This is a genomic window from Embleya sp. NPDC025285 (genome assembly GCF_055558835.1).
On sequence record NZ_JBVHLU010000017.1, the window covers coordinates 35,078 to 60,435 of the forward strand.

Annotated in this window: 23 protein-coding genes and 1 riboswitch; of the genes, 13 read left to right on the forward strand and 10 right to left on the reverse strand. The window is 72.5% G+C overall.

The window, feature by feature from the left end; all coding sequences use genetic code 11:
* The first annotated feature begins 942 nt into the window (after positions 1-942).
* Positions 943-2,484 (forward strand): ATP-dependent DNA ligase, encoded by a 1,542-nt coding sequence (locus ACZ4FV_RS13840; RefSeq protein WP_465322713.1) that lies wholly within the window; start codon positions 943-945, stop codon positions 2,482-2,484.
* 21 nt (positions 2,485-2,505) lie between these two features.
* On the opposite strand, the gene ACZ4FV_RS13845 is transcribed toward ACZ4FV_RS13840, so the two are convergent.
* Positions 2,506-3,360, reverse strand: coding sequence for an amidohydrolase family protein (locus ACZ4FV_RS13845; RefSeq protein ID WP_465322689.1), 855 nt, complete (start codon positions 3,358-3,360; stop codon positions 2,506-2,508).
* A 141-nt stretch (positions 3,361-3,501) separates the two neighbouring features.
* On the opposite strand from ACZ4FV_RS13845, the gene ACZ4FV_RS13850 reads away from it, so the two are divergent.
* The 6 genes from ACZ4FV_RS13850 (at position 3,502) to ACZ4FV_RS13875 (ending at position 11,831) form a co-directional block, all read left to right on the forward strand.
* Entirely contained in the window at positions 3,502-5,217 is a 1,716-nt protein-coding gene (locus tag ACZ4FV_RS13850) for an alkaline phosphatase D family protein (protein WP_395868294.1), read from the forward strand.
* Between the two features lie 133 nt (positions 5,218-5,350).
* A complete protein-coding gene (locus tag ACZ4FV_RS13855; protein ID WP_402230073.1) occupies positions 5,351-5,812 on the forward strand; it encodes a MarR family winged helix-turn-helix transcriptional regulator in 462 nt (153 codons plus the stop codon).
* Between the two features lie 5 nt (positions 5,813-5,817).
* Positions 5,818-6,642: a GNAT family N-acetyltransferase gene (locus tag ACZ4FV_RS13860; protein WP_402230075.1), complete on the forward strand. Its 825-nt coding sequence runs from the start codon at positions 5,818-5,820 to the stop codon at positions 6,640-6,642.
* An 80-nt stretch (positions 6,643-6,722) separates the two neighbouring features.
* Positions 6,723-7,316 carry a G/U mismatch-specific DNA glycosylase gene (gene mug / locus ACZ4FV_RS13865; RefSeq protein ID WP_395868445.1) on the forward strand — a complete coding sequence of 198 codons (594 nt, stop codon included), beginning with the start codon at positions 6,723-6,725 and terminating at the stop codon, positions 7,314-7,316.
* Between the two features lie 873 nt (positions 7,317-8,189).
* A riboswitch (cobalamin riboswitch) is annotated at positions 8,190-8,441 on the forward strand.
* Between the two features lie 76 nt (positions 8,442-8,517).
* Positions 8,518-10,836 carry a ribonucleoside-diphosphate reductase subunit alpha gene (locus ACZ4FV_RS13870; RefSeq protein WP_395868443.1) on the forward strand — a complete coding sequence of 773 codons (2,319 nt, stop codon included), beginning with the start codon at positions 8,518-8,520 and terminating at the stop codon, positions 10,834-10,836.
* A gap of 17 nt (positions 10,837-10,853) precedes the next feature.
* The gene (locus ACZ4FV_RS13875; protein WP_395868441.1) at positions 10,854-11,831 is read left to right on the forward strand and encodes a ribonucleotide-diphosphate reductase subunit beta; all 978 of its coding nucleotides are present in this window, start codon (positions 10,854-10,856) and stop codon (positions 11,829-11,831) included.
* A 118-nt stretch (positions 11,832-11,949) separates the two neighbouring features.
* Here the strand turns inward: ACZ4FV_RS13875 and ACZ4FV_RS13880 are convergent, their stop codons facing one another.
* Positions 11,950-12,753, reverse strand: a complete 804-nt coding sequence (locus tag ACZ4FV_RS13880; protein WP_395868288.1) for a helix-turn-helix domain-containing protein — start codon at positions 12,751-12,753, stop codon at positions 11,950-11,952.
* A gap of 137 nt (positions 12,754-12,890) precedes the next feature.
* On the opposite strand from ACZ4FV_RS13880, the gene ACZ4FV_RS13885 reads away from it, so the two are divergent.
* Both ACZ4FV_RS13885 and ACZ4FV_RS13890 read left to right on the forward strand, forming a co-directional pair.
* On the forward strand, positions 12,891-13,904 hold the full coding sequence (locus ACZ4FV_RS13885; protein ID WP_402230077.1) for a zinc-dependent alcohol dehydrogenase family protein: 1,014 nt from the start codon (positions 12,891-12,893) through the stop codon (positions 13,902-13,904).
* A gap of 136 nt (positions 13,905-14,040) precedes the next feature.
* A complete protein-coding gene (locus ACZ4FV_RS13890; RefSeq protein ID WP_395868284.1) occupies positions 14,041-14,418 on the forward strand; it encodes a VOC family protein in 378 nt (125 codons plus the stop codon).
* Between the two features lie 234 nt (positions 14,419-14,652).
* Here the strand turns inward: ACZ4FV_RS13890 and ACZ4FV_RS13895 are convergent, their stop codons facing one another.
* Positions 14,653-14,823, reverse strand: coding sequence for a hypothetical protein (locus ACZ4FV_RS13895; RefSeq protein ID WP_395868282.1), 171 nt, complete (start codon positions 14,821-14,823; stop codon positions 14,653-14,655).
* A 177-nt stretch (positions 14,824-15,000) separates the two neighbouring features.
* On the opposite strand from ACZ4FV_RS13895, the gene ACZ4FV_RS13900 reads away from it, so the two are divergent.
* The gene (locus tag ACZ4FV_RS13900; protein WP_402230080.1) at positions 15,001-15,708 is read left to right on the forward strand and encodes an MOSC domain-containing protein; all 708 of its coding nucleotides are present in this window, start codon (positions 15,001-15,003) and stop codon (positions 15,706-15,708) included.
* A 134-nt stretch (positions 15,709-15,842) separates the two neighbouring features.
* On the opposite strand, the gene ACZ4FV_RS13905 is transcribed toward ACZ4FV_RS13900, so the two are convergent.
* Together ACZ4FV_RS13905 and ACZ4FV_RS13910 are read right to left on the reverse strand one after the other, a co-directional pair.
* Entirely contained in the window at positions 15,843-17,267 is a 1,425-nt protein-coding gene (locus tag ACZ4FV_RS13905; protein ID WP_402230083.1) for an amidase, read from the reverse strand.
* Between the two features lie 24 nt (positions 17,268-17,291).
* Positions 17,292-17,936 (reverse strand): LysE family translocator, encoded by a 645-nt coding sequence (locus tag ACZ4FV_RS13910; protein ID WP_395868276.1) that lies wholly within the window; start codon positions 17,934-17,936, stop codon positions 17,292-17,294.
* A 304-nt stretch (positions 17,937-18,240) separates the two neighbouring features.
* On the opposite strand from ACZ4FV_RS13910, the gene ACZ4FV_RS13915 reads away from it, so the two are divergent.
* A complete protein-coding gene (locus tag ACZ4FV_RS13915) occupies positions 18,241-18,510 on the forward strand; it encodes a hypothetical protein (protein ID WP_395868274.1) in 270 nt (89 codons plus the stop codon).
* Between the two features lie 89 nt (positions 18,511-18,599).
* Here ACZ4FV_RS13915 and ACZ4FV_RS13920 read toward each other — a convergent pair whose 3' ends face one another.
* Positions 18,600-19,055 carry a hypothetical protein gene (locus ACZ4FV_RS13920; RefSeq protein WP_402230088.1) on the reverse strand — a complete coding sequence of 152 codons (456 nt, stop codon included), beginning with the start codon at positions 19,053-19,055 and terminating at the stop codon, positions 18,600-18,602.
* Between the two features lie 120 nt (positions 19,056-19,175).
* Between ACZ4FV_RS13920 and ACZ4FV_RS13925 the strand changes: the two genes are divergently transcribed.
* Complete coding sequence (locus tag ACZ4FV_RS13925) at positions 19,176-19,517, forward strand: S26 family signal peptidase (protein ID WP_395868270.1); 342 nt, start codon at positions 19,176-19,178, stop codon at positions 19,515-19,517.
* A 47-nt stretch (positions 19,518-19,564) separates the two neighbouring features.
* On the opposite strand, the gene ACZ4FV_RS13930 is transcribed toward ACZ4FV_RS13925, so the two are convergent.
* Positions 19,565-19,957: a peptidoglycan-binding domain-containing protein gene (locus ACZ4FV_RS13930; RefSeq protein WP_395868268.1), complete on the reverse strand. Its 393-nt coding sequence runs from the start codon at positions 19,955-19,957 to the stop codon at positions 19,565-19,567.
* 564 nt (positions 19,958-20,521) lie between these two features.
* On the opposite strand from ACZ4FV_RS13930, the gene ACZ4FV_RS13935 reads away from it, so the two are divergent.
* Positions 20,522-22,204: a dihydroxyacetone kinase family protein gene (locus ACZ4FV_RS13935; protein ID WP_395868266.1), complete on the forward strand. Its 1,683-nt coding sequence runs from the start codon at positions 20,522-20,524 to the stop codon at positions 22,202-22,204.
* A gap of 430 nt (positions 22,205-22,634) precedes the next feature.
* Here ACZ4FV_RS13935 and ACZ4FV_RS13940 read toward each other — a convergent pair whose 3' ends face one another.
* From ACZ4FV_RS13940 to ACZ4FV_RS13950, 3 genes are read right to left on the reverse strand one after another with little or no spacing between them, the layout of a single operon-like run.
* Positions 22,635-23,645 carry a serine hydrolase domain-containing protein gene (locus ACZ4FV_RS13940; protein ID WP_395868264.1) on the reverse strand — a complete coding sequence of 337 codons (1,011 nt, stop codon included), beginning with the start codon at positions 23,643-23,645 and terminating at the stop codon, positions 22,635-22,637.
* Positions 23,642-24,586 carry a DUF6895 family protein gene (locus ACZ4FV_RS13945; protein ID WP_395868262.1) on the reverse strand — a complete coding sequence of 315 codons (945 nt, stop codon included), beginning with the start codon at positions 24,584-24,586 and terminating at the stop codon, positions 23,642-23,644. Before ACZ4FV_RS13945 ends, ACZ4FV_RS13940 begins: the two co-directional genes overlap by 4 nt.
* Positions 24,583-25,320 (reverse strand): hypothetical protein, encoded by a 738-nt coding sequence (locus ACZ4FV_RS13950; protein WP_465322690.1) that lies wholly within the window; start codon positions 25,318-25,320, stop codon positions 24,583-24,585. Before ACZ4FV_RS13950 ends, ACZ4FV_RS13945 begins: the two co-directional genes overlap by 4 nt.
* Positions 25,321-25,358: the final 38 nt, after the last annotated feature.

Below are 25,358 nucleotides of genomic sequence, written 5' to 3' on the forward strand. Positions count from 1 at the left end.
CGCGGGTTGCATGCCCTCTACGCGGTCACGGTCGGGCCGTTCGCTGCGCGCGCGGGTTGCATGCCCGCTACGCGGTCACGGTCGGGCCGTTCGCTGCGCGCGCGGGTTGCATGCCCGCTACGCGGTCACGGTCGGGCCGTTCGCTACGCGCGCGGGTTGCATGCCCGCTACGCGGTCACGGTCGGGCCGTTCGCTACGTGCCCGGGATGCACGTCCGCTACGCGCCCGCACTGCCTGGTGCCCCGTCCAGGCGCCGGCGGTCTGCCGGCCTTGCCTCTTCGGCTGCACCTCGGCGGCCCGTTTCCGCTCGGGTGTTGCGCGTCGCCTGTTGCGCTCCGCTTGTCTTGCGTGGCCGCGTGGGCTGCGGGTCGTGCGTCGGTTGCTGCCGTCCGGGCGCCCGGCTCGGCCCGCGTCCGTTGTTGCTCGCTGTGGTCCGCCCGTTCCGCGTCTGCGCCCACGGCGCTCTGTCCGCCTCGCCCGCTGCGCTTCGCTCGCCATCCCCGCTCGCGCGCCGTTCTCGCTTGCTGCGGCCGGTTCGTTCTGCGTGCCTGGGGTGACTGTGCTCTGCCCTCGGCGGCCCGTCTTCGCTCGGGTGTTGCGCGTCGCCTGTTGTGCTTCGCCCGTGCGTGTCGGTGTTGCCTGTTGCGCTCCGCCTGTCTTGCGTGGCTGTGGATCGTCCGCCCGCGCGGTGTGCATCGCTCGCTCTGTGTTGGCTCGTTTTGTGTTTCGGCTGCCTTGGGCTGCGTTTCGCGGGCGGCTTTGGCCACCTTTGGCTTGCCGCGTTGCGCTTGGGCATGACAGGTCTTTGCGCCTGGGGCGTGTGGTTCGTGTGGTTTGGGGGTGGGTGGGGGCTCGGCCGGATGGGTGTCGGGGGCATGAGTCAGGGTGGGGTGGGCGATGGGGGTGGGGGGCTTGGGCGTGAGGAGTTGTGGCGTGGGGTCGCTGTTGTTTTGTGACGTGGCGGTCGTGTCGCGGGAGATCGCGGGCGAGGCCGGGCGGACCGCGAAGGCGGAGTTGGTGGCCGGGTGTCTGCGGCGGGCGGATCCGGCGGAGGCGACCGTGGTGGTGGCCTATCTCGCGGGCGCGCTGACCCAGCGGCAGATCGGGGTCGGGCCGGCCGCGTTGCGTGACGTGCCGGAGCCGGCCGCCGAGGCGTCGCTGACGCTGCTGGAGGTGGACGCCGCGTTGGAGGCGATCGGGACCACCACCGGCCCCGGGTCACAGGCTGCCCGGCGGGCGCTGATCGAGGCCCTGTTCGCCCGGGCCACGCAGGTCGAACAGCGGTTCCTGGCCGGTTTGTTGATCGGCGAGGTGCGTCAGGGCGCGCTGGACGGGGTGATGGCGGACGCCATCGCGCGGGCGGCCGAGGTGCCGGTGGCGGCCGTGCGCCGCGCGCTGATGTTGCGTGGGGCGGCCGGCCCGGTGGCCTCCGCGGCGCTCGTCGGCGGCAAGGCCGCGCTCGCCGCGTTCACGCTGGAGGTGGGCCACGCGGTGCGCCCGATGTTGGCCGCCTCCGCGCCGGATGTGTCCGCCGCGCTGGCCAAGTTGCGGGCCAAGGACCCGGAGGCGAGCGTCGCGCTGGAATGGAAGATCGACGGCATCCGGGTGCAGATCCACCGCGACGGCGAACACGTCGCGGTGTTCACCCGCAGCCTGGACGACATCACCTCGCGCGTGCCGGAGCTGGTCGAGGCCGCCCGCGCGCTGCCGGTGCGCACCGCCGTGCTCGACGGCGAGGCGATCGCGCTGCGCGCGGAGGGCCGGCCGCACCCGTTCCAGATCACCGCGTCCCGGACCGGCACTCACGACGCCGCGCGGTTGCGGGCCGAGACACCGTTGACGGTGTACCTGTTCGACGTGCTGCATGTGGACGGCGCGGACCTGATCGACCGCCCGGGCGTCGAGCGCTGGGCCGCGCTCCAGGCGCTCGCGCCGAGCGAGCTGTTGGTGCCCCGGTTGGTCACCGGCGACGCCGGCGCCGCGGACGCGTTCTTCGTCGACGCGGTCGCGCGCGGCCACGAGGGGGTGGTGGTCAAGTCGTTGGACACCCCCTACACGGCGGGTCGGCGCGGCGCCGGTTGGGTCAAGGTCAAGCCGCGGCACACCCTGGACCTGGTGGTGCTGGCCGCCGAGTGGGGGCACGGGCGGCGGCGCGGGACGCTGAGCAACCTGCACCTGGGCGCGCGCGACCCGGGCGGGGACGGGTTCGTGATGCTGGGCAAGACGTTCAAGGGGCTCACCGACGAACTGCTCGCGTGGCAGACCGAGCGGTTGCAGGAACTGGAGGTCCGTCGGGACGACTGGACGGTGTGGGTGCGGCCCGAACTCGTGGTCGAGATCGCCTTCGACGGGTTGCAGCGCAGTACCCGCTATCCGGGCGGGCTGGCCCTGCGGTTCGCCCGGGTGCTGCGTTATCGCCAGGACAAGACGGCGGCGGACGCGGACGACATGGATACGGTTCGAGCGCTGGCGTCGGACGAGTGAGACCGGTTCCCGCCGCCCACATCACCCGGACCCGCGCGCCTGGATTTTGATGGGGCGGTACAGGGCGCGCGCGTTGTCGTGCAGTACGGCGGGGGCCAGGTCGACGCCGACCGCCTCGGCGATGACGTCCAGGTCGGCGTCCCGGAACGGCCTGGGCGCGCGGGTGGAGGGCAGGTCGGTGCCGGCCAGGAGCGCGCGCGGGGAGACGGCGGCCACGGCCCGGAGCGTGGCGGGCACGTCCAGGTCGACCCGGCCGAAGCCGGTGGCCTTGACGTGGGCCCCGCGTTCGACCAGGCGCAGCAGGTGCGGCAGGCCCTCTCGGGACAGGCCCAGGTGGTCGATGCTCACCTTCGGCAGCGCGGTGAGCATGGGTGCAAGGTCGGGCAGATCGCGCGCGTCGAGGTACAGCTCCGCGTGCCAGCCCGCCAGCTCGTATACGCGTCGGGCGAGCCGATCGAGCCCTTCCAGCGCGGCCGAGCCGCCCCGGCGTACGTTGAACCGGATCGCGCGCACACCCGCCGCGTCCAGCTCGCGGATCGTGTGGTCCGCGACATCGGCGCGAAGGTGCGTCACGCCGACGAAGCCGGGCCCGAGCCGGTGCAGCGCGTCGAGCAGATGGGCCGGGTCGAAGCTTTGGAACGAGCCGGACACCACGGCGCCGCCGGTGACGCCGAGCGACGCGACGCGGGCGAGGTAGTCGGCGACGGTGAAGGTCGGCGGCAGGTAACCCTGGTTGACGGTGAGCGGGAAACGCGGGTCGACGATGTGCAGATGCGCGTCGAACACCCGGCGCCGGGCCGCGGGGCCGGGTACGGCGGGTCCTCCGGCCGGGAGGTGTGCCGGCGGGTCGGGCGACGCGGTGGGCGAGGGGGGCACGGCGCGGCCTCCGGGTTCGGATCGGGAACGCCGCATACCGTAGCGAAGGGTTCGTGGCCGCGGCGGGCATTGGCGTCGGCCGTGCGGGGCAGGCACATGCCACGGAAGACGTCGATACGAGGGTGGGGAGGGCAAAGGACCATGGCCGAGTTGCTGCTCGGTCCCGTGCTGCGGCACGTGGATCGTACGAGTGCCACCGTGTGGGTGGAGACGGACGCGCCGTGTGTGGTGACCGTGGCGTGCGAGGACGGTGTGGCCAGTGCCGCCACCTGGAACGTGTTCGGTCACCACTATGTGCTCGTGGTCGTCGAGGGGCTCACGCCCGGGCGATCACGGGAGTACCGGGTCCTGCTGGACGAGCGGGTGTGCTGGCCGGACGCGCGCTCGGGTTATCCGCCCAGCGCGGTGCGTACCGCCTCGGCCCACGGCGACGAGCGGGATCTGAATGTCGTGTTCGGGTCCTGTCGCTGGTCGAGCCCGCCGAGCACCGAGGCCGGTGAGGAGCGCCGGCTCGACCCGGACGCGCTGGACACGCTCGCTCGCCGACTGATGCGGGCCCCCGACGAGCCTTTGCCGGACGCGCTGCTGTTGCTCGGTGATCAGGTGTACGCGGACGAGACCTCGCGCGCGATGCAGAACCGGTTGGCGCGGCGGCGCGATCTGAGCAAGGCGCCGGGCCCGCAGATCGCCGACTTCGAGGAGTACACGCTGCTCTATCGCGAGTCCTGGTCCGATCCGCAGATCCGCTGGTTGCTGTCCACCGTGCCGAGCGCGATGATCTTCGACGACCACGACGTGATCGACGACTGGAACACGTCGCACGCGTGGCGATCCGAGATGGCCGCGACCGATTGGTGGTCCGAGCGGATCGCGGGCGCGCTCGCGTCGTACTGGGTCTATCAGCACCTGGGCAATCTCGATCCGGCCGCGTTGGCGCGCGACGAGTTGTTCGCGACGGTCAAGGCCGCGGCGCCGGGCGAGGACGTGGGGCCGCTGCTGCACGAATTCGCGCTGCGCGCGGACGCGGAGGCGGAGGGCAAGACGACCACGCGGTGGAGCTTCCGGCGCGACTTCGGCCGGACCCGGCTGCTGATGATCGACTCGCGCGCGGGCCGGGTGCTGACCGGGGACGCGCGGGCGATGATCGGTGCGGACGAGTTGGCCTGGATCACCGAGCAGGCGGACGAGGGCGGGTACGACCACCTGCTGATCGGCACGTCGTTGCCGTGGTTGTTGCCGCACGGCATCCACGACCTGGAGTCGTGGAACGAGGCGTTGTGCGCGGGCGAGCGGGGGCCGCGGGTGGCGGGCTGGAGCGAGTGGTTGCGGCGGGCGAGCGACCTGGAGCACTGGGCGGCGTTCCGCGACTCGTTCGAGGCGTTGTCCGCGTTGATCGGCCGGATCGCGCTGCACGGCCCCCGGGCGGGCGGCCCGGCGCCGGCGACGGTGTGCGTGTTGTCGGGGGATGTGCACCACGTCTACGCGGCCGAGGCGCGCTGGGTCAGTGCGGGGGAGGGGCCGCGGGCCGGGGAGGATTCGGCGGACCTGGCCCGGGTCTACCAGTTGACCTGTTCGCCGGTGCACAACTCGGTGCCCCCGGCGATTAGGGTCGGATTCCGGTTCGGGTGGGGCCGGATGGCGACCCGCATCGGGCGCGCCCTGGCCCGGCACGCGAGGCTGGCCCCGCTGCCGGTCGAGTGGACGAAGCTGGGCGGTCCGTGGTTCGGCAACCACCTGATGACGCTCACCCTGCACGGGCGCCGGGCCGTCCTGTCCCTGGATCGGGCCGAGGGCGACCGGCACAACCGGGCCGCTCGGCTGCGCCGCGTGGGCCGGGCGACGCTCCGGGAGGGGTGAGGCACGGTCCGCGCGCGGCCCCGGCGAGTCGTGGGTCGGCCGCCTCTCGTGAGGGGCTCGTCTCGTGGAAGTTGCCGAGCGCAACTAACATCTTTTATGGTGGTGGCGAGTCGCCACGAAGAGGAGCCTCGCCATGGCCACCCGGGAAGCCTGCCGGTACCTGCTCACCGAGTTCGAGGGCATCGTCGGCGTCCACCGCAGCCTCGCCAAGGCGGTTCCGATCGGCAGCCTGCCGCCCGGCTCCGCAGTCCTGTTCGCGCTTGCCCGCAGTACGCGGCCGCTGCGCGCCGGGCACGTCGCCGAACTGCTCGACTTGGACATGTCCGTGGTCAGCCGACACATCGCACACCTGGTCGAGCACGGGTGGGTGGAGCGCCGGCCGCACCCGCACGACGGCCGCTCCTTCCTGCTCGGCCTCACCCCGGAGGGTCGCGCGGTGGTCGATCGGGCCACCGACGACCGCCTGACGGTGATCGCCGAGCGCCTCGACGACTGGTCCGACGAGGACGCCCGGACGCTGTCCGAGCTGCTCGCGCGACTGAAGGCCGGGTTGGCACACCGGCCGGTATCGGTGCCGGTGGTCGTGTCACACTGACCCGCATGCCGAAGTCCGCCGCAGAGGCGCGCGCCCACTTGGAGATGTTCTACGACGCGGTGGCCCGCCGAGCCACCCGCACGGAAACGTTCGGCGCGCTGACCCTGTTCATTCGTGAGGGCCAAGGGTGGCCCTTCTACGCACGACCCACGCTCGGCAGCTCCGTCGAGCCCACCGTCGCGGACGTCCGCGCGGTGCGGGCGCGGCAGAGAGAGTTGAAAGTGCCCGAGACGTTCGAATGGGTCGACGAGACCACCCCGGCGCTGCGCGCGGCCGCGATCGAGGCCGAACTGCACGTCCACGAGCACCCGTTGATGGTGCTCGACCCGGCCGAGCTTCCGGCCGAACGCCCGGCCCTGCCCGACCTGGTGACGGTGCGTCGGATCCGGGCGGACGCGACCGACCTGGCGATCGTGCACAGCGTCGCGGCGGTCGGCTTCGCGAACCCGGGGACCGCGTCGGGGACCGACGGCCCGACCGAACGGGATACCGCCGCGCTCGGCCAGGACCCGGGACTGCTGTCCTACCTCAACGAGCGCCTGCGCACCGGCGAGACGGTGATGTTCGCCGCGTACGGCCCGGCCGGGCCGCTGTGCGTGGGCAGTTATCAGCACCTGTACGGCACCACCGAGATCGTCGGTGTGGCCACCCTCCCCGCGGCCCGACGTGGCGGCCTCGCGGCGGCGGTGACCTGGGAGCTGGCCCGGCACGCGCTCACCGACGGGAGCGAGACGGTGTTCCTGTCGGCGGGCGACCAGGACGTGGCCCGCGTGTACGACCGGCTCGGCTTCCGGTCGGTGGGGACGGCGCTGATCGCGGAGGCGCCGTGAGCACCCCGGCGCAGCCCGGACCGCCCGCGAAGCCCGTCGTGCTGCCGATCCCGCCCGGGCGCAATCCCACCGCCGCCGAAATGGCCGCCGCGCACGGCCGGACCATCCCCGACGTGATCGGACCGAACCTGCGGGTGTTGTTCTGCGGGATCAACCCCGGCCTGTGGTCCGGTGCGACCGGGCGGCACTTCGCCCGCCCCGGCAACCGGTTCTGGCCCGCGCTGTACGCCTCCGGGTTCACGCCCCGCCTGCTCGCGCCCGCCGAGCAGGACGCGTTGACCGCGCTCGGTCTCGGCATCACCAACGTGGTGGCCCGCACCACCGCCCGTGCGGACGAGTTGAGCCGGGACGAGTACGTCGCCGGCGGCGCGGCGCTCACCGCCAAGGTGCGCACGTACCGGCCGGCCTGGCTGGCCGTGCTCGGCATCGGCGCGTACCGGACCGGTTTCGGCCGGCCCAAGGCGGTGGTCGGTCGACAGGCCGAGACCATCGGCGACACCCGGATCTGGGTGCTGCCGAACCCGAGCGGCCTGAACGCGCACTGGACGGCGGCGGCGCTCGGCGAGGCGTTCGCCGAACTGCGCACGGCGGCGGCCCAGATCGAAAGCACCCGACCGGAAACGCCACGCACCGAAACCGCCGGGACCGAAAGCACCCGGACCGAAACCACCTGACCGGAAGGCACCCGGCCGGAAACCCGCCGAAACCCATCGAAGGCGGTCGAAGGCTGCCTGAATGCGGCCCGAGGACGACCCGAAGGGGCGCGACCGCCCCAGGGCGCGGTCGGTGCGCCCGGGCCGGTCCGCGCGCCTGTATCCGAGTCGATTCGTCCATCGACCGAGTGGGATCACCCGGTTGGTGGTTACTTCGCGTTCCCTCGCGCGGTTGGGTCGGCATGGAGATCCTGCGGGCCCCGTTCGGGCCGTGGCCCACCGAGGCGTTCGAGACACCCGTGTACGAGGCGTTGGTCGCGGAGTGGCGCGACTCGGGCCGGGAGGTACCCCGGCCGGTGGACCGATGCCCCGACCGCCCGGCGCGACACGCGCGCCCATCCGGGGCCGGCCCCCGCACCGGCCGCCCCTGAGGACGCCGCCGAGGCCACCTCCGAGGCAGCCCACACCGGCCGCCGGAGGCACCCGCCGACACGCCCGGCTCCCGCCTCGCCGACCCGCCCGTCGGACGCCGTACATGCCAGGCACGCCCCGCGGCCGACCGTACGCTCCCAATGCCTCGCCCTCGCCCGCTCGGCCGCCCCGCGAAGGTCTTTCCCTCGACGCCCGGACACCACGTTCGACAGGGGCTCGGCGACGCGCGCCGCGCACAACGCCGGCGTGTCGTGCAGCCATTCGGCGGCCCGCGCGCGAGTACCGTCATGCCGGGCGTACGCCGGGAGGAGACGATTCCGCTCGGCTCGGGAGGCGCCGCGACACCCGGTGTGGACGGCATCGCCGCCGGGAGTGGGCCCGTCCCGGCCGAAATCGTGGTACGTCGGGAATCGCGACACGACACAACACCTGGGGGTGCGACGACCACCCCGCCACTACATATATGCTCTGCGACGCAGCTGGTTCGCCGTTCCGGTTCAAACGGAAAGGCGACGCAAGAGGGAACCCGGTGTGAAGCCGGGACTGCCCCCGCAGCGGTAAGCGGGAACGAATGTCGTCCTGCGGCGCCGAACGCCCGGAGGGGTTCGGCGCGCGACGACCACGGGGAACTCCGCGGCCCGCCGAGCACATCGTGCCCGGTGGCGCCCCGGCATGCCCGCGAGTCCGAATACCTGCCGGCTGTCCGCGCCTTCGGGCGCGGGGTCACTGTACGTACGAGCTCGCGAGGAGAGAGCACGTGACCGTTGTGGACAGCGTGGGCGCGACCCGGATGCGGATCGACGAAAGCCCCGAGGACCAACTGGCTACCCTGGTGCGCACCCAGGCGCGCGATCTGCCGGAGGTCGATCCGGATCGGGTCGTCCGCCGGGTCGTCGCGGGTCTCAACGAGGGCGCGGACAAGGGAGCGGCCGCGGACCTGGCGGTGCGTACCGCCGCCGAGCTGATCGCGGAGGAGCCCGCCTACTCGCGGCTCGCCGCGCGCCTGCTCGCCGGCCGGATCGCGGACGAGGCCCTCGACGCGGGGGTCACCTCGTTCAGCGCGGGCATCGCGCTCGGCCGGCGCGAGGGCGTCATCGGCGCGGAGACCGCGGCGTTCGTCGCCGAGCACGCCGCCGAGTTGGACGCCGCCGTGGACGTCGACGGCGACCGGCGGTTCGAGTACTTCGGCCTGCGCACCGTGTACGACCGCTACCTGTTGCGCCACCCGGTCTCGCGCAAGGTGGTCGAGACCCCGCAGCACTTCCTGCTGCGCGTGGCGTGCGGCCTGGCCCAGGAGCCCGGCGAGGCGATCGGCTTCTACCGGCTGATGTCCTCGCTCGCCTACCTGCCCAGCTCGCCGACGCTGTTCAACTCCGGCACCGTGCACACCCAGATGTCCTCGTGCTACCTGCTCGACTCGCCCAAGGACGAGCTGGAGTCGATCTACGACATGTACGGGCGGATCGCCCGACTGTCGAAGTTCGCCGGCGGCATCGGCGTGGCGTGGTCGCGGGTGCGTTCGCGCGGCTCGCTGATCCGCGGCACCAACGGGCACTCCAACGGCATCGTGCCGTGGCTCAAGACGCTCGACTCGTCGGTGGCCGCGGTCAACCAGGGCGGCCGGCGCAAGGGCGCGGCCTGCGTGTACCTGGAGACCTGGCACCCGGACATCCTGGAGTTCCTCGAACTGCGCGAGAACACCGGTGAGGACGCGCGCCGCACGCACAACCTCAACCTGGCCAACTGGGTGCCGGACCTGTTCATGCGCCGGGTCGAGGAGGACGGCGTCTGGTCGCTGTTCGACCCGAACGAGCTGCCCGAACTGCCCGACCTGTGGGGCGCCGAGTTCGACAAGGTGTACGAAGCCGCCGAGCGGGACGGCCGGTTCGTCCGGCAGATGCCCGCGCGCGACCTCTACGCCCGGATGATGCGCACGCTCGCGCAGACCGGCAACGGCTGGATGACCTTCAAGGACGCCGCCAACCGCACCTGCAACCAGGCCGCGGAGCCCGGCAACGTGGTGCACCTGTCCAACCTGTGCACCGAGATCCTCGAGGTGACCAGCGACGGCGAGACCGCCGTGTGCAACCTCGGCTCGGTCAACCTCGGCGCGCACGTGATCGCCGGCGAGGGCATGGACTGGGACAAGCTGCGCGCGACGGTGCGCACCGCGGTGGTCTTCCTGGACCGCGTGATCGACATCAACTACTACCCGACCGACCAGGCCGCGGCGTCCAACCCGCGGTGGCGCCCGGTGGGCCTGGGCCTGATGGGCCTGCAGGACGTGTTCTTCACGCTCGGCATGCCGTTCGACTCGGTCGAGGCGCGCGAGTTGTCCACGCTGATCTCCGAGGAGATCTACCTGACCGCGCTGGAGACCTCCTCGGCGCTCGCCGAGGCGCACGGCCCGCACCCGGCCTACGCCGAGACGCACGCCGCGCGCGGCCGGCTCCAGCCGGACCTGTGGGAGGGCGTGTACCCGACCCAGACCAAGCGCTGGGACGCGCTGCGCGACCGGGTCGCCGAGCACGGCCTGCGCAACTCGCTGCTCGTGGCGATCGCGCCGACCGCGACCATCGCCTCGATCGCCGGTGCCTACGAGTGCATCGAGCCGCAGGTGTCGAACCTGTTCAAGCGCGAGACGTTGTCCGGCGAGTTCCTCCAGATCAACGCCTACCTGGTGCGCGAGCTCAAAGCCCGCGGCCTGTGGACCCCCGCGGTCCGCGACCGGATCAAGCGCGCCGAGGGCTCGGTCCAGAGCATCGCCGAACTCCCGGAGGACGTACGGGAGTTGTACCGCACCGCGTGGGAGCTTCCGCAGCGTGCGCTGATCGACCTGGCGGCGGCCCGCTCGCCGTACATCGACCAGTCGCAGTCGCTGAACCTGTTCATGGCCGACCCGACCATCGGCAAGCTGTCCTCGATGTACCGCTACGCGTGGTCCACCGGCCTCAAGACCACGTACTACCTGCGCTCGCGCCCCGCGACGCGGATCCAGCAGGCGACCGTGCCGGCGCAGGCCTCGGCCGCGCCCGTCGAGGAGATCTCGGACCTCGAGGTCATCGCCTGCTCGCTGGAGAACCCCGAAGCCTGTGAGGCGTGCACGTGAGCCTGCTCGATCCCGGAATGAACCTCACGCTGCGCCCGATGCAGTACCCGGACTTCTACGAGAAGTACCGCGCGGCGATCCGCAACACCTGGACGGTCGAAGAGGTCGACCTGCACAGCGACCTCGCCGACCTGGACAAGCTCAGCCCGGCCGAACGACACCTCGTGCAGCGCCTGGTCGCGTTCTTCGCGACCGGTGACACGATCGTGGCGAACAACCTGGTGCTGAACCTGTACCGGCACATCAACTCGCCCGAGGGCCGGCTGTATCTGTCGCGGCAACTCTTCGAAGAGGCCGTCCATGTGCAGTTCTACCTGACCCTGCTGGACACCTACATGCCCGACCACGAGGAGCGCGAGCAGGCGTTCGCCGCGGTCGAGCACATCCCCTCGATCCGGCGCAAGGCGGAGTTCTGCTTCCGCTGGATCGACTCGGCGATGGGCCTGGACCGGCTCGAATCGCGGGACGACCGGCGGCAGTTCCTGCTCAACCTGATCTGCTTCGCGGCGTGCATCGAGGGTCTGTTCTTCTACGGCGCCTTCGCGTACGTGTACTTCCTGCGCTCGCGCGGTCTGCTCAACGGCCTTGCCTCGGGCACCAACTGGGTGTTCCGCGACGAGTCCGCGCACATGGACTTCGCGTTCTCCGTGGTCGAGACGGTGCGGGCCGAGGAGCCCGACCTGTTCGACGACGAGCTCGCCGAGGACGTACGGCGGATGCTCGCCGAGGCGGTCGAGGCGGAGACGGCGTTCGCCGAGGACCTGCTCCAGGGCGGCGTGTCCGGGATGACGGTCGCCGACATGCGCTCCTACCTGGAGCACGTGGCCGACCGCCGGCTGGCCCAGTTGGGCATGGCACCGGTGTACGGCTCGGCGAACCCGTTCGGCTTCATGGAACTGCAGGACGTGCAGGAACTCTCGAACTTCTTCGAGCGGCGGGTCTCGGCCTACCAGGTCGCGGTCACCGGCTCGGTGTCGTTCGACGAGGACTTCTGAGTCCGGACGCCTTCGCGCGATCGCGCCGCCACCGCCCTGCCGTCCCGGTCCCGGGACGGCAGGGCGGTTTCGCGTTGTCGGGGGCGTGCCGGCTCGGCGGCGGCATGATGGGGGCGGGTCAGGACCGTTCGGCCGCGCGGCCGCGCAGCGCTGTGGCGGTGGCCTCGTCGGCCGGCAGGAACGCCTCCAGGTGCAGTTCGGCCAGCGTGATGTCGGTGGCCGTCGCGAAGGACGTCAACGTGGTCAGCAGCCGCAACTCGCCCGGGCCTTCCTCCGGGTCGCGCAGCCGCAGCGGGACCGCGAAGCCCAGGTGGTCGGGGCCCAGTCGGGCGTCCGGGACATAGCCGCGCAGTTCCTCGATGAACGCGTCGAGCAGCGGGTCCGGGCTGCGCAGCGCCTGTGCGCGCATGTTCTCCAGGACGTGATGCCCCCAGGCGTCGAGGTTCGCCACACGTGGCGCCATGCCCTCGGGATGCAGCATCAGGCGCAGCATGTTCATCGGCTCCCGGAGCAACTCCGGTGACGCCCCCTCGGTCAGCACGTCGATCGCCGTGTTGGCGGCGACGATCTGCCCGTACGGGCGCAGCACCATCGCCGGGTAGGGCAGGTGGCCGTCCAACACCGCGCGCAGCGCCTCGCGCACCGGGCGCAACATCGGTGCGTCCAGGTCCGATTCGGGGAAGACCGGCGCGTACCCGGCGGTGTGCAGCAGTGCGTTGCGCTCGCGCAGGGACAGGCCGAGCGATTCGGCGAGGCGGATGATCATGGTGCGGCCGGGACGCGATCGGCCGCTCTCGATGAAGCTGAGGTGGCGCTGGGTGGTGTCCGCGCGGGCGGCGAGTTCCAGTTGGCTCAGCCGCCGGGCGGTACGCCAGCGCCGCAGCTCGGCGGGGAAGTCCGGACCGTGGGTCATCGTGCTCATGAGGGCAGTTCTAGGCACTCGGAGGTATCGCCGGCAATTCCCCGGCGGGAATTGCCGGGCTCGGGCGCCTGTCGCAGGATCCTTCCCACGGCCGCCGAACGGGGCGGTTCGTGATCGGTCGAGAGAGGCACAACGCGATGAAGAGCTACCACCTGACACCCGGCGCCGGTATCGACGGTGTCACCCTCCGTGCGCACGACGAGCCGGACCCCGCGCCCGGGCAGGTGTTGCTCCGGGTCAGGGCGACCTCGCTGAGCATGCGCGAACTGCTGGTGCTGGACGGCGACTATCCGCTGCCGGTGTCGCCCGACGTCGTTCCCGGGTGCGCCGGGGTCGGCGAGGTGGTCGCGATCGGGGCGGGCGTCACCCGGGCCCGGGTCGGCGACCGGGTGGCGGCGACCGTGTTCCCGGACTGGATCGACGGGCCGTTCGCCCTGGACCACGCGGCGCAGCTCGGTAGTTCGCGCAACGGCATGCTCACCGAGTTCGCCCTGGTCGGCGAGCGGGCGCTGGTACACATCCCGGCGCACCTGTCGTTCGCGGAGGCCGCCACCCTCCCGCTCACCGCGGTCACCGCGTGGAACGCGCTGACCGGTGGCCGACCGCCGGTGCCGGGCGAGAGCGTGCTGACGCTCGGCACGGGAGCCGTGTCCCTGTTCGCGGTACAGCTCGCCAAGGCGTCGGGTGCGCGGGTGATCGCCACCACGTCGAGCCCGGAGAAGGCGGAACGACTGCGCGCGTCGGGCGCGGACGAGGTGGTCGACTACCGGGAGCACCCGCGCTGGGGCGAGGAGGTACGGCGGGTGACCGGCGGGCGCGGGGTGGACCGGGTCGTGGACGTCGCGGGGAATCTGACCCAGTCCCTGGCCGCGACGGCGCTCGGCGGCGAGATCGCCTTCGTCGGCCACTGGTTGGGGTCGGACGCGCCCGACGCGTCGCCGTCGCCGGCCATGCTGTTCAACGCGGGCGTGGTGCTGCGTCCGCTCGCGGTGGGCAGTCGGGCACAGTTCGAGGCGCTGAACAGGGCGGTGGACATGTGGCGGCTGCGGCCGTGCGTGCACCGGGAGTTCGGCTTCGACGAGGTTCCGGAGGCGTTGCGTTACTACCGCAAGGGTGGGTTCGTGGGGAACGTCGTGATCGACCACGGGTGATGGACTGCGGCTCGCGGCTCGCGGTTCGCGGCGGTCGGGCGGTTGGCGGTTCGCCGTGGGCCTGGGCCGTTCGGCCGATCCGACGCGGCCGGTAAATCCTTTGGGGCGATCGATTCGGGGTCGCACAATGGCGGGCATGGCCATTTCGCTGCACCACATCGTCATCGACGCACACGACCTGCCGGGACTCGCTCGTTTCTGGGCCCAGGTGTTGGGGTGGGAGGTGTTGTCGGAGCGCGAACGCGAAGTGGTCATCGGGACCGAGCCGGAAGCACCGATCGGGATCTGCTTCATGCCGGTGACGGACGTGAAGAAGACCAAGAACCGACTGCACCTGGACCTGACCCCCGGAGCGGGCCCCGGCGAACGGGAGGCGGAGATCGAGCGGGTGATCGCACTCGGCGCACGCCGCGTGGACGTCGGCCAGACCGGCACGGAATCGTGGACGGTACTCGCCGACCCGGAGGGCAACGAGTTCTGCGTGGTCCGGGCGAAGCGCACGCTGATCGCCTAGGTGTCCCGACGCCCGATCGCCGCCACGCCGAAACCCGCCTGCGGGCCTGTCTGTTGCGGGCAGGCCGACCCGTGGGCGGGTTTCGGGTGAGGTGGGATGGGACCGGACGAGGGCCGGGCGTCCCGGAGTTCGCCGTGCGGCCTGGGGTGGGGCGCCGGCGTCGGTGTGGCCGGGCCGGGCAAGCGCGCTTCGAATTCGCGGGTGAGCGAAGTGAGTTCGTCCCGGGGCGACGGGTCAGCCGGTGCCGGTGGGCGGGTTGCCCGAGCCGGTGCCGCCACTGCCGCCACGACCACCGCGGCGGCGGGCGAGTCGGTCCCGCACGAGCCGACGGCCCTGCTCGACCTGGCGCGGATTGCGCCGGATGTATCCCTGGATCTTCTTGATGGTGTTCGACAGCGAACTCATGCCGTGGTCCCTCCCTGAAGCCCGGGCGCCCGGGCCTCGGCGTCCCCGAGGGCGCCGATAACTGGTGTTTGCCCGAGTTCGGCCCGGGATACGCGGTGATCGAGGGCGCAATTGCCGGGATTCGGCGGTGAATCGGCTCGCCGGCGCCTTCGCGAGCCGGCCCGGTAGCCTGCCGGTATGCCGCATGTGATCTCCGTCAACCTGGCCCACCCCCGACCCAACCCGACGAAGTCCGACGTCACCACGACGGGGATCGACAAGCGGCCGGTCGACCGCCCGGTCGCCGTGCGCGCACCCGGCCCCAAGGATTCGGGACTGGGCAGCGGACTGGTCGGCGACGGGGTGTACGACCGACGGCACCACGGCGGCGACGATCAGGCCGTCTACGCGTACGCGCGGGAGAACCTGGACATGTGGGCCCGCGAGTTCGGCCGCGAACTGGGCAACGGCGGCTTCGGGGAGAACCTCACCACGTCCGGCCTGGACCTGGAGGCCGCGCTGATCGGCGAGCGCTGGCGCGTGGGCGAGGCGGGTCCGCTGTTGGAGGTCTCCGTCCCGCGCATCCCGTGCGCGACCTTCGCGCACTGGTTGGACGAGCGGCGATGGGTGCGGCGATTCACCGAACGGGCTCTCCCGGGCACCTACCTGCGCGTGATCGAACCGGGCGAGGTGCACCCGGGAGCCCCGATCACGATCGTGTCCCGCCCGTCCCACGACGTCACCATCGGCATCTGCTTCCGAGCCCTGACCCTCGAACCCGACCTGCTGCCCCGGCTCCTCGACATAGCGGAACTCCCGCACGACGTCCGCGACATGGCCCACAAACGCATCACCCCGGACGTACGCACGGGCCGACATTCCCGTCTGTCTGCTCATCGATCGTGACTTCGGCAAGGCCGTGGTGCATACGCTGCCGGGGCTCGATCGCGAAGGCCACCCCGTCCATCGGGCCCGTGCGGAAGTCGACCCGGCGGAACGGATCGTGCTGCCGCCTCCTTATCCGGAGCTGGAGTTGGGGGCTATTCGTCGACGAAGGTCGGGGGTGTGCGGTGGTGCCAGGGGAGGGCTTGTTCGAGGAGGCCGGCGAGGCGGAAGAGGGTGTCCTCGCGGCCGTAGGGGGCAACCAGTTGCACGCCGATCGGTAGTCCCGAGCTGCTTTGGGCCAAGGGCAGGCTGAGGGCGGGTTGGCCGGTGATGTTGAAGACGACGGTGAACGGGCCGTACGCGAAGATGGCCTCCAGCCAACCGCGGACCGAGTGCTTCGGGTCGTCGTAGTCCAATGTGCCGTGTGGCGCCGGGAGTTGGCCCAGCGTCGGGGTGATCAGCAGGTCGTACTCGGTGAAGAAGGTACCCACCGAGCGGGAGACCCGGTTGTGCGCGCCGAACGCGGCGAACAGGTCGAGTGCGCTCAAGTCCCCGGCGTCGCGCAGGATCTGCCGGGTGACCGCTTCCAACCTGTTCGGATCCGGTGCGCGCGGAGCGCCCAGGAGCGGTGCCGCGATGAAGGCGACCACCTCCGGGACCAGGCCGCTCAGCACGCTTTCCCAGTCGACCGTCGGGCTCGCGTCGTCGACGTGGTGGCCCAGTCCCGCGAGCAGTGCGGCGACCGACTCGGCCGCCTGGGCCACCTCGGCGTCGACCGGGACGCCGGACCACGCCCGGGTGGTCACGCCGATCCGCAACGGCGCGACGTCCGCGCCGAGTTCGGTGGCATAGGGCCGACGCGGCGGCGGCGCGGTGTACTTGTCGCCGACGCCCGGTCCCTCGACCGCGTCCAGGAGGTGCGCGGCGTCGCGGACCGTGCGGGTGAGCGCGAAGTTGTGCGAGATCCCGAAGAACGCCTCGTCCAGGTCCGGGCCGCACGGGGTACGTCCCCGGCTGGGCTTGAGCCCGACCAGGCCGCACGCCGAGGCCGGAACGCGGATCGAGCCGGCGCCGTCGGTGGCGTGCGCGACCGGTACCGCGCCGGCCGCGACCAGGGCCGCCGCGCCGCCGCTGGAGCCGCCGACCCCACGATCGAGGTCCCAGGGATTGCGGGTGACGCCGTACTTGGCCGACTCCGTCGCGAAGCTGATCGCCATCTCGGGCGCGGTGGTCAGTCCCAGGGTGACCAGACCGGCGGCCCGGAACCGGGTCATCAGGTCGCTGTCGTGCGGCGGGACGACGCCCGGTACGGCGCGGCTGCCCAGGAAGAACGGGACGCCCGCCGCGACCGGCCCGGTGTCCTTGATCAGGAACGGCACGCCGGCCAAGGCGGCGTCGGGGTCGGGCGAGCGTTCGAGCGCGGGCTCGAAGGCGGGCAGCGCGAGGCCGTGCACGGCGGCGTCGGCGACCTCGATCGCCTGCCGGGCGGCCTCCTCGACCTCGGCCGAGGTGACCTCGCCGGCGCGGATCAGGTCGCGCAGACCGATCGCGTCGTACCTCGCGTACTCGCCGAGCCGCATGCCGCTCCTTCGTTTCGCTGTGTGTCAGGCGGTCGCCGGGTGGCTCCGGTCGGTGGCCAGCTTGATCGCGAGCCCGCCGAGCACCGTGCCCATCACGTAGCGCTGGATGCGCAGCCAGGACGGCCGCCGGGCCAGGAACACCGCGATGGACCCGGCCGCAAGGACCAGGATCGAGTTCACCGTCAGGCTGATCACGATCTGGATGCTGCCCAGTGCGAAGCCTTGGAGCAGCACGTGCCCGGCGTTCGGGTCGACGAACTGGGGGATCAGCGACAGGTACATGATCGCGGCCTTGGGGTTCAGCAGGTTCGTCAGCAGGCCCATGGTGAACAGCCGCCGATTCGAGTCCGGCGCGAGCTCCTGCGGACTGAACGCCGAGACGCCACCGGGCCGCAGCGCCTGCCAGGCGAGCCAGCCGAGGTATGCCGCGCCGGCGATCTTGACCGCCATGTACAGCTCGGGCACGACGATGAACACGGCGGAGAGGCCGAGGTTGGCCATCGACATGTAGATCAGGAAGCCGAGCCCGACACCGAGCAGCGACACCAGGCCGGCCCGACGCCCCTGGGTGATGCTGCGCGAGGTCACGTACATCATGTTCGGGCCGGGCGTCAGCACCATCCCGAGCGCGACGGCGCTCACTCCGAGTATCGCGCTGGTCTCGATCACGCTTGCCCCCACTGGTGGTACGGGCGGTCGCCGCGGTCGTCGCCGCCGCCCTGGGTCGATCGCTGGTCGCGCAATTGTGTCCGGTCTGCGGTTTTCCGGGCAACCGGGTTGTCCGCCGCCGGCGCGGCGTGACGGGTGTCAGTCCCGACCCGGACCGAGCCGCGACCGCCAGGCGGGGGACAGCCGGGGGCGGCGGAGCACGACGCCCTGCCGCGTGGCGGCGGCCATGTCGGTCTTCCGCCTCCGGTACCGGCCCCCCGGCCAGCCTTCCCCGGCGCGAGTGCGCTCGGGTCGCCGATCGGCAGTGGCTTCCTGGTCGTCTCCGGCGCGGTACGCGCCGCCGCGCGAACGCGGCGGCCCGGCGGCCTTCGAGATCGAGTACGACGAGGACGACGAACAGGGCGACGAGGTGTTGACCACACCATGGAGGCGGGCGACGCACGCCCTGCTGCACGCCGCGATGGCCCTCGGCGCGCCACACCTGACGGCCGAGCCGGACCGGGCGATCCTGACCGGCCCGTGGCGGGCGATCGGGAACGCGGACGTCGGCCCCGGGCGCGGCCCGGCACGCTGAGCGGGACACGCGCCGCACTCACCGCGCCGTACCGCCCCAAGCGCGCCGCCCGCCGTACCGCCACGCCAACCGCGCCGCCCCCGAAACCGCTACGCCAAGCGCGCCGCGACCGCCGAGACGAACGCGTCCGGGTCCGCGGCCGGACCCGGACCCAGGTTCAGGTGGGCTTCCTCGTCCCACGCGCCCAGGACCGTGGCCCGCTCCCGCGTCACCACGTCCAAGCTCTCCTCCAGCACGAAGTAGCGCGGCTCGCCCACCACATCCGGCCCCAGCACGAGCGCGAAATGTGCCTCCGGCGGGAACAGCGCGGGCGGGAGGCGAACCAGCAACCCGGAACCCGCGCCCAACGGGACGTGGTTCATCGCGAGACCTTCGGCGGACAGCCGCTGTTCCTCGGGCAGTCGGCTGCCCACCCCGATCCACAGGTTCGTCGTACGCGCGGTCAACTCGTCGAGAGGCGCGGCGAGCAGCGCGGCCGCGTTGCGCAGGGCGATCGAGCGGAAGACCACGTGGGCGAATCGGTAGTGGTGCTGACGGGTGCTCATGGGCGAACCTTCCGGACGACTCGTCGGGGTGGCGGGTGCCGGCCCCGGAGGCGAGAAAAAACCCGTGGCAGGCCAGGCGTTCATCCGTCATCCTGTTCCGCGATGGGGATGATGGACAGCATGGCCGCCAAGGTGGCGCACGGCGCCACCGTCGAGTTTCGCCCGCGCGGGGCCTCCATGGTCCCGCTTATCCGCAGTCGCCAACTCGTGACCGTCGCGCCGGTCGACCCGGCCCGCCTCGAAATCGGGGACATCGTGCTGACCCGGGTCGCGGGGAAGATGTACCTGCATCTGGTCTCCGCGCTGGATCGCGCCCGCGCGCGCGTGCAGATCAGCAACAACCGGGGCCGCGCCAACGGCTGGACCTCGCAGGCCCGGGTGTACGGGATCTGCGTGGCGGTGGACGGCGTACCGCGACCGGGCGCGTCCCGGAAGGTACGCGCACCGGTGTCCACGGAGTAGCGCGAGCCGGGTCCGGTCGCCGGCCCGCGCGGCGGCGTCGCGGTGGTTCAGTGCAGCGAGGGGACCACGTCCCAGCAGCCGATCGTGTGCCACGATCCGGGCCCGGAGCCGATCTCCATGACCAGGTACATCACCTCGCCCACCACCGGATCGACGATGCCGTCCTCGGGCAGGCCCAGGATGCGTTCCAGCCGCCGGGTGTCGGCGGCGGTCTCGGGGCCGTAGACCCGGTCGGGGTAGTGCGTGCTGAAGCCGGTCGAGTAGTAGATCGCCTGGACGCACTGGACGCCGAACCCGGGTGCGGTGTCGGGACCGATGTCCGGCACACCCGGGGCGGCACCGGCCGGTACGACGGCGGGGCCGGCGAGGGCCAGGGACAGGGCCAGGGCCGCGCCGGCGAGCACGCGGATCACTGGTCGGCGGGTGGAGTTCCTCGGCATGGCGTTCTCCGCTCCGGCCGACCGCGCGGCGGTGCGGGCCGGCCCAGGGTGGGGGAGAGGTGCTCGACCGCAGCAGTGTCCGCTCACCGGGGCGGCCGCGGAAGGCGAATCCCGCGTCGAACCGAATCGGCACGAGTCCATGCCGGTCGGGACGGTTCGTGCGGGACGGGTCATGCGGGACGCGTCGCGCGGGGCAGGTCGTGCGGGACGGTTCGTGCGGGACGGTTCGTGCGCGGCGAGGGCTCGGCGGGCGCGTACGTTCGCCGGCCCGGTGGACTCGCCGATCGCCGCCTGGTGGACGCGTACGGTCGCCCGGGCCGATCCCCGTCCGGGCTCGGTGCGCGGAGTCCGGCTCGTGGTGGAAGTCCTGAGGAGGAACCACTTCCGCCACGAGCCGGGCGGCCGGTTCGGCCACGGCGGTGGCCGGCCGTGCCTGGGGACCGGATCGGCACGTGTGCTGTCGGCCCCCTGTCCTGGACACGCGGGTGCCGCCCGTCCGGTTGCCGGCGATCCGCGACCCCCCGGTGGGGTTGGTCCGGCGCGCATTCAGGTAGAGATTCAGCCATGAAGAAGCTGATCAATGCCGCCCGCGACGTCGTCCCCGAGATGCTCGAAGGGTTGGCACTGGCCAATCCCGGCATCGCCTTGCTGGCCGGGGAGAACGTCGCGCTGCGCGCGGACGCCCGGGCCCACGCGGAGAGCGGGCGGGTGGCGGTGATCTCCGGCGGAGGTGCCGGCCACGAACCCGCGCACGCGGGGTACGTCGGGCCCGGGATGCTCACCGCGGCCGTGTCGGGGGACGTGTTCACGTCGCCGTCCACCGACACGATCCTGGCCGCGATCCGCACCGTCGCCGGGTCGGCGGGCGTGTTGCTCGTGGTCAAGTCGTACACCGGGGACCGGCTCAACTTCGGGCTCGCCGCCGAGTTGGCGCGGGCCGAGGGGATCGCGGTGGAGCTGGTCGTGGTCGCCGACGACGTGGCGCTCGCGACCGGCGACGACACCGCGGGCCGGCGCGGGATCGCCGGGACGGTGTTCGTGCACAAGGTCGCGGGAGCGGCGGCGGAGGCCGGCGCGAGCCTGGCCGAGGTCAAGGCCGAGGCCGAGGCGGCGGCGCGCGCGGTGGGCACGATGGGCGTCGCGCTGACCCCGTGCACGGTGCCGGCGGCCGGCCGACCGGGATTCGAGCTCGGCGAGGACGAGGTCGAGCTGGGCCTGGGCATCCACGGTGAGGCGGGCGTGCGGCGGGACAAGATCGCGCGCGCCGACGAGTTCGTCACCGAACTGCTCGACCGGATCGTCGCGGAGACCGCACTGGCCGCCGGCGACCGGGTCGCGTTGCTGGTCAACAACCTCGGCGGCACCCCCACGATGGAGTTGGACATCGTGCTGCGCGGCGCGGTACGGGACCTGGCGGGTCGCGGCCTGGTGCTCGAACGGGCCTGGCGCGGCTCGTTCCTGACCGCGTTGGAGATGGCGGGCATGTCGTTGTCCCTGCTCCGGGTCGACGACGCCCGGCTCGCCCGCCTGGACGCGGCCACCTCGGCGCCCGCGTGGCCCACCCCGGTGGTCGGCCGGGTGGGTGAGGTCACCGTGCTGCCGGCCGCACCCGCACCCGGCACCGCCGACGCGGGGACCGCGCTGACCGAACCCACGCAGCTGACCCGCGCGATCGAGGCGGTGTGTGCGGCGCTGGTCGAGGCCGAACCGCACCTGACCGAGCTGGACCGGATCGTCGGCGACGGCGACCTGGGCATCAGCCTCTCGCGTGGAGCCGAGGCGATCGGGCGCGAGTTGCCCGGCTACGGCGGCGGCACCCCGGCCGCCGTGCTGCGCGGCCTCGCGGACACCGTGCGCCGGGCGCTCGGCGGCACGTCCGGGCCGCTGTACTCGGTGCTGTTGCTGCGCGCGGCCGGCGCCGTGGAGCAGGACGCGGGAACGCGCGGTTGGCGCGAGGCACTGGCCGCCGGCGCGCGGGCGATCGGCGAACTGGGCGGCGCCCGGGTCGGCGACCGCACCATGCTGGACGCGCTGGTGCCGGCCGGCGAGGCACTGGTCGGCGGCGCGAGTCTGGTCGAGGCGATCGACGCGGCCGCGGCCGGCACCGAGGAGACCGCGACGCACAGCGCCCGTCGAGGCCGCAGCAGCTACCTCGGCGACCGCGCGATCGGCACCGTCGACCCGGGCGCCGAGGCGGTGGTGATCTGGCTCCGTGCGATCGCCGACTCGCTGGACGCCGAGGATTAGGCCCTGTCCGGCGGATCTCGGTGGGTCCGCGTCGTCCGGTGCCGCGCCTCGCCGCACCGGAGAAACAGCCGAATGGAAACCACTATGCGGCTGCTTCGCCGGCACGCCGATGCACGGCATCCGCCCTTCGGGCTCCTCGCTGCGCTCACGACGCGGCCCGATCCACCAAGATCCGCAGGACAGGGCCTTAGAACCGGCTCGGAATCGGATCGGATCGGATGGCCGCAGGGAAGACGCGGATCCGGCCGGGCCGGACAGCCTCCCGACCCGGCCGGACTCACGCCGGGACCCCGGTCGGACCCCCGGCGGCGATTCCCACACCGCACCCGCCGCGGCGGCCGGCGAGTGCGGCAGCGGGTGCGGCCGGCGAGTGCGGGCGGGACGCCCACGATCACGCCCTGGCTCCGCCGCGTCGTGGGCCCGGACCCGATCAATCCGCCATCGCCCCGGCGGCGAGTTCGCCCAGCGCGTCGTACGCGATCTGGAGGAACGGCGCCCTCGGTCCCGCCGCCGTGTTCACCAGTGCCGCCAGCGCGACCCCGGCCTGCGGGCTGAAGCCGACGAAGGCGGTGAATCCGCGCGTCGATCCGCCGTGGAAGATCAGGTCGTACCCGGGCCGGGCCCGCAGATTCCAGACCAGGCACAGCCGATCGCCGGTGTGCGGCGGGATCAATCGGGGCCGGCGCACTTCGACCAACGCCTCGGCCAACGAGGCGGGTTGTACCGTCGCCGGGTCCAGGTGCGCGGCCAGATACCGGGTCAGATCCGTCCCGGTGCTGCGCAGCGCTCCCGCCGCGGGCAGCCCCGGCATTTCCCACGGTGGCCGGGGCCGGCCGCGCAGATAACCGGTCACCTGCGGCCCGTTCGGGTCGCACGTGGTCATCGTCAGGCCCAGCGGCACACCCAGCCGGGTGACCACGAGATCCGGATACGGCTGCCCGGCGGCGCGCGCGAGGGCGTGTCCGAGCAGTCCCACCCCCAGGTTGGAGTAGGACACCCGGGTGCCCGGTCGACCGCGCGGCCGGGCCCGCCCGAGCAGCGCGAACAGCCGCTTCTCGTCGTAGCCCGCGTAGGGGTTCGTGTACCACGCGGGCAGCGCCGAGCGCAGCGAACCGCGCGGCAGTCGCGGCAGTCCCGAGGTGTGCGTGGCCAGGTGCAGCAGCGTGATGTCGGACGACCAGCGCGGCCGCGAGCCCGGCGGCAGGTAGGTGATCAGCGGGTCGTCCAGCCGCGCCTCGCCCCGCGCGACCGCGTCGGCGAGCAGCAGCGCGGTGAACGTCTTGGTCACCGAGCCCAGTTCGAACCGCGAGTCGGCGTCCACCGCCGTACCGCGACACACCACCGATTGCTCGCCGCCTCGGATGGTGGCCACGACCAGCGCACCCCCGGCCGGCACGGCCCGCAGCAGCGGCGCGATCGGCGCCGCGTTCGGGTCGCTCACCCGAGCGCAGGCGCGGGCGTGTTGCCCAGCGAACGGGCCAACGTGATGGTGCCGGCCACGATCGCGACCACCGCCGTGTGCTCGTGGTCCTTGAACGCGCGTTGCGGGTCCTCGTCCACCGGATCCGCGTCGCGCGGCAGCAGTCCGTTCGGAAGCTGTGCCGCCGCGAGTGTCTCCCAGCCCTGCGCGTCGCACACCGGCTCGGGCAGGCACGCGTCGACGATCAGCAACTCGCCCACCAGGTCGTACTGGAAGACCTCGGCCCACACATCCACCCAGACCGGGAGCCATGCCCGCAGGTAGTCGGCGATCTCGGCCGGGAGCTGTTCGGGATGCGCGCCCCAGTCGGTGATGTGGAACACCGCGTGCGTCATGTGGTACGCGGTCATCCAGTCGATCACCCACGGCTCGGGAGTCATGCCCAGCCACGAGTCGGCGGCCAGCGCGGGCCAGTCCGGCCGGTGGGTCAGCCCCGCGACGCGGCTCGCGTTGGCCACCGCGAGGCGGCGGTTGGGCATCATCTCGATCGCGTGCACCGACCGCAGCCCGGACAGGTGCGCCAGCAGCGCGTCCATCGGCTCGTGCCGGATGCCCGCCCGCACGAAGTGCGCGTACGTCTCCAGCGGGTCGGTCAGCAGCGGGTGTCGCACCTGGCGTTCGTAGAGGAAGTCCCCGTCGCGGAACTGCTCCCAGGCGAACTCGATCAGCGCCCGCGCGGCGGCCAGGTCGGCGGGCCCGGCGACGCCCTCGCGCAGCACCAGCGAGGTGGCCAGCGCGGTCTCGCCGAGCGGCTTGTACGCGCTGTCGCGGTCGTTGAAGTCGACGACGGTGTGCGTGGGCAGCGGCCCGAACCGCGCGTTCTCGTGCAGCCAGCGCAGCGCCCGCGAACCGATCGTGTGGGCGGTCTTGAGCACGTCCGCCCGGACGAGTCCCCCGGTCATGAGTCCTCCCGTGCGGTCACGTGCTGGGCGATGCGGGTGTCGAGCACGGTGCGGGTGCTGCCGCCGCCGAAGAGTCGGACGTGCCGCAACAACGGGTCCAATTCCAAGGGGAAGGCGACCCCGTCGGCGGCCACGAAGGCGAGCCAGCGGGCGATCCGGGCGGCGGTGCGGTAGTCGCGGCGCAACATCGCGCGCACCACCCCGCGTGCCAGCGAGTCGGCGTTTCGTCGGGCGGCGGCGTGGATGGGGCCGTCCAGGCCGGGCAGGGCCAGGGAGGAGAGTTGGGCCATCCGCACCGACCAGGCCTGCCAGGTCGTCGCGTCGGCGACCTGCGCGCCGTCGCCCGGCGGGGGGACGTCGACGGCCAGGCCGAAGCGGGTCAGCGTGCGGGCCGTGGCCCAGTCGCGCCAGGTGATGATCCACGCGGTCTCGGGCGAGGCGCCCAGCGTGTCGGGCGGGAACAGGTCGAACGCGCGGGCGGCGGCCTCGGCCTGATCGGCCGGCAGCGGCGTGCCGCGCAGTACGTGTGGGGCGAACGCGTCGGAGCCCAGGACGCGCAGCCCGGGCAAGTCGGCGTCGCGGTCGTGCGGTTCGGCCGCCCAGGAATCGGTGGCGGCGAATCCGACGGGCACGACCGTGCCCTCGACGTCCATGAGGACGCCGAGGGCACGGCCTGCCACTCGCTCGACCGCCGCCGTGTAGTCCTCGTGTGGCGAGGTCTCGGCGAAGGGCATCGTTCTGATCAACTTCCCGTCGGAACCGGTGATGTCAC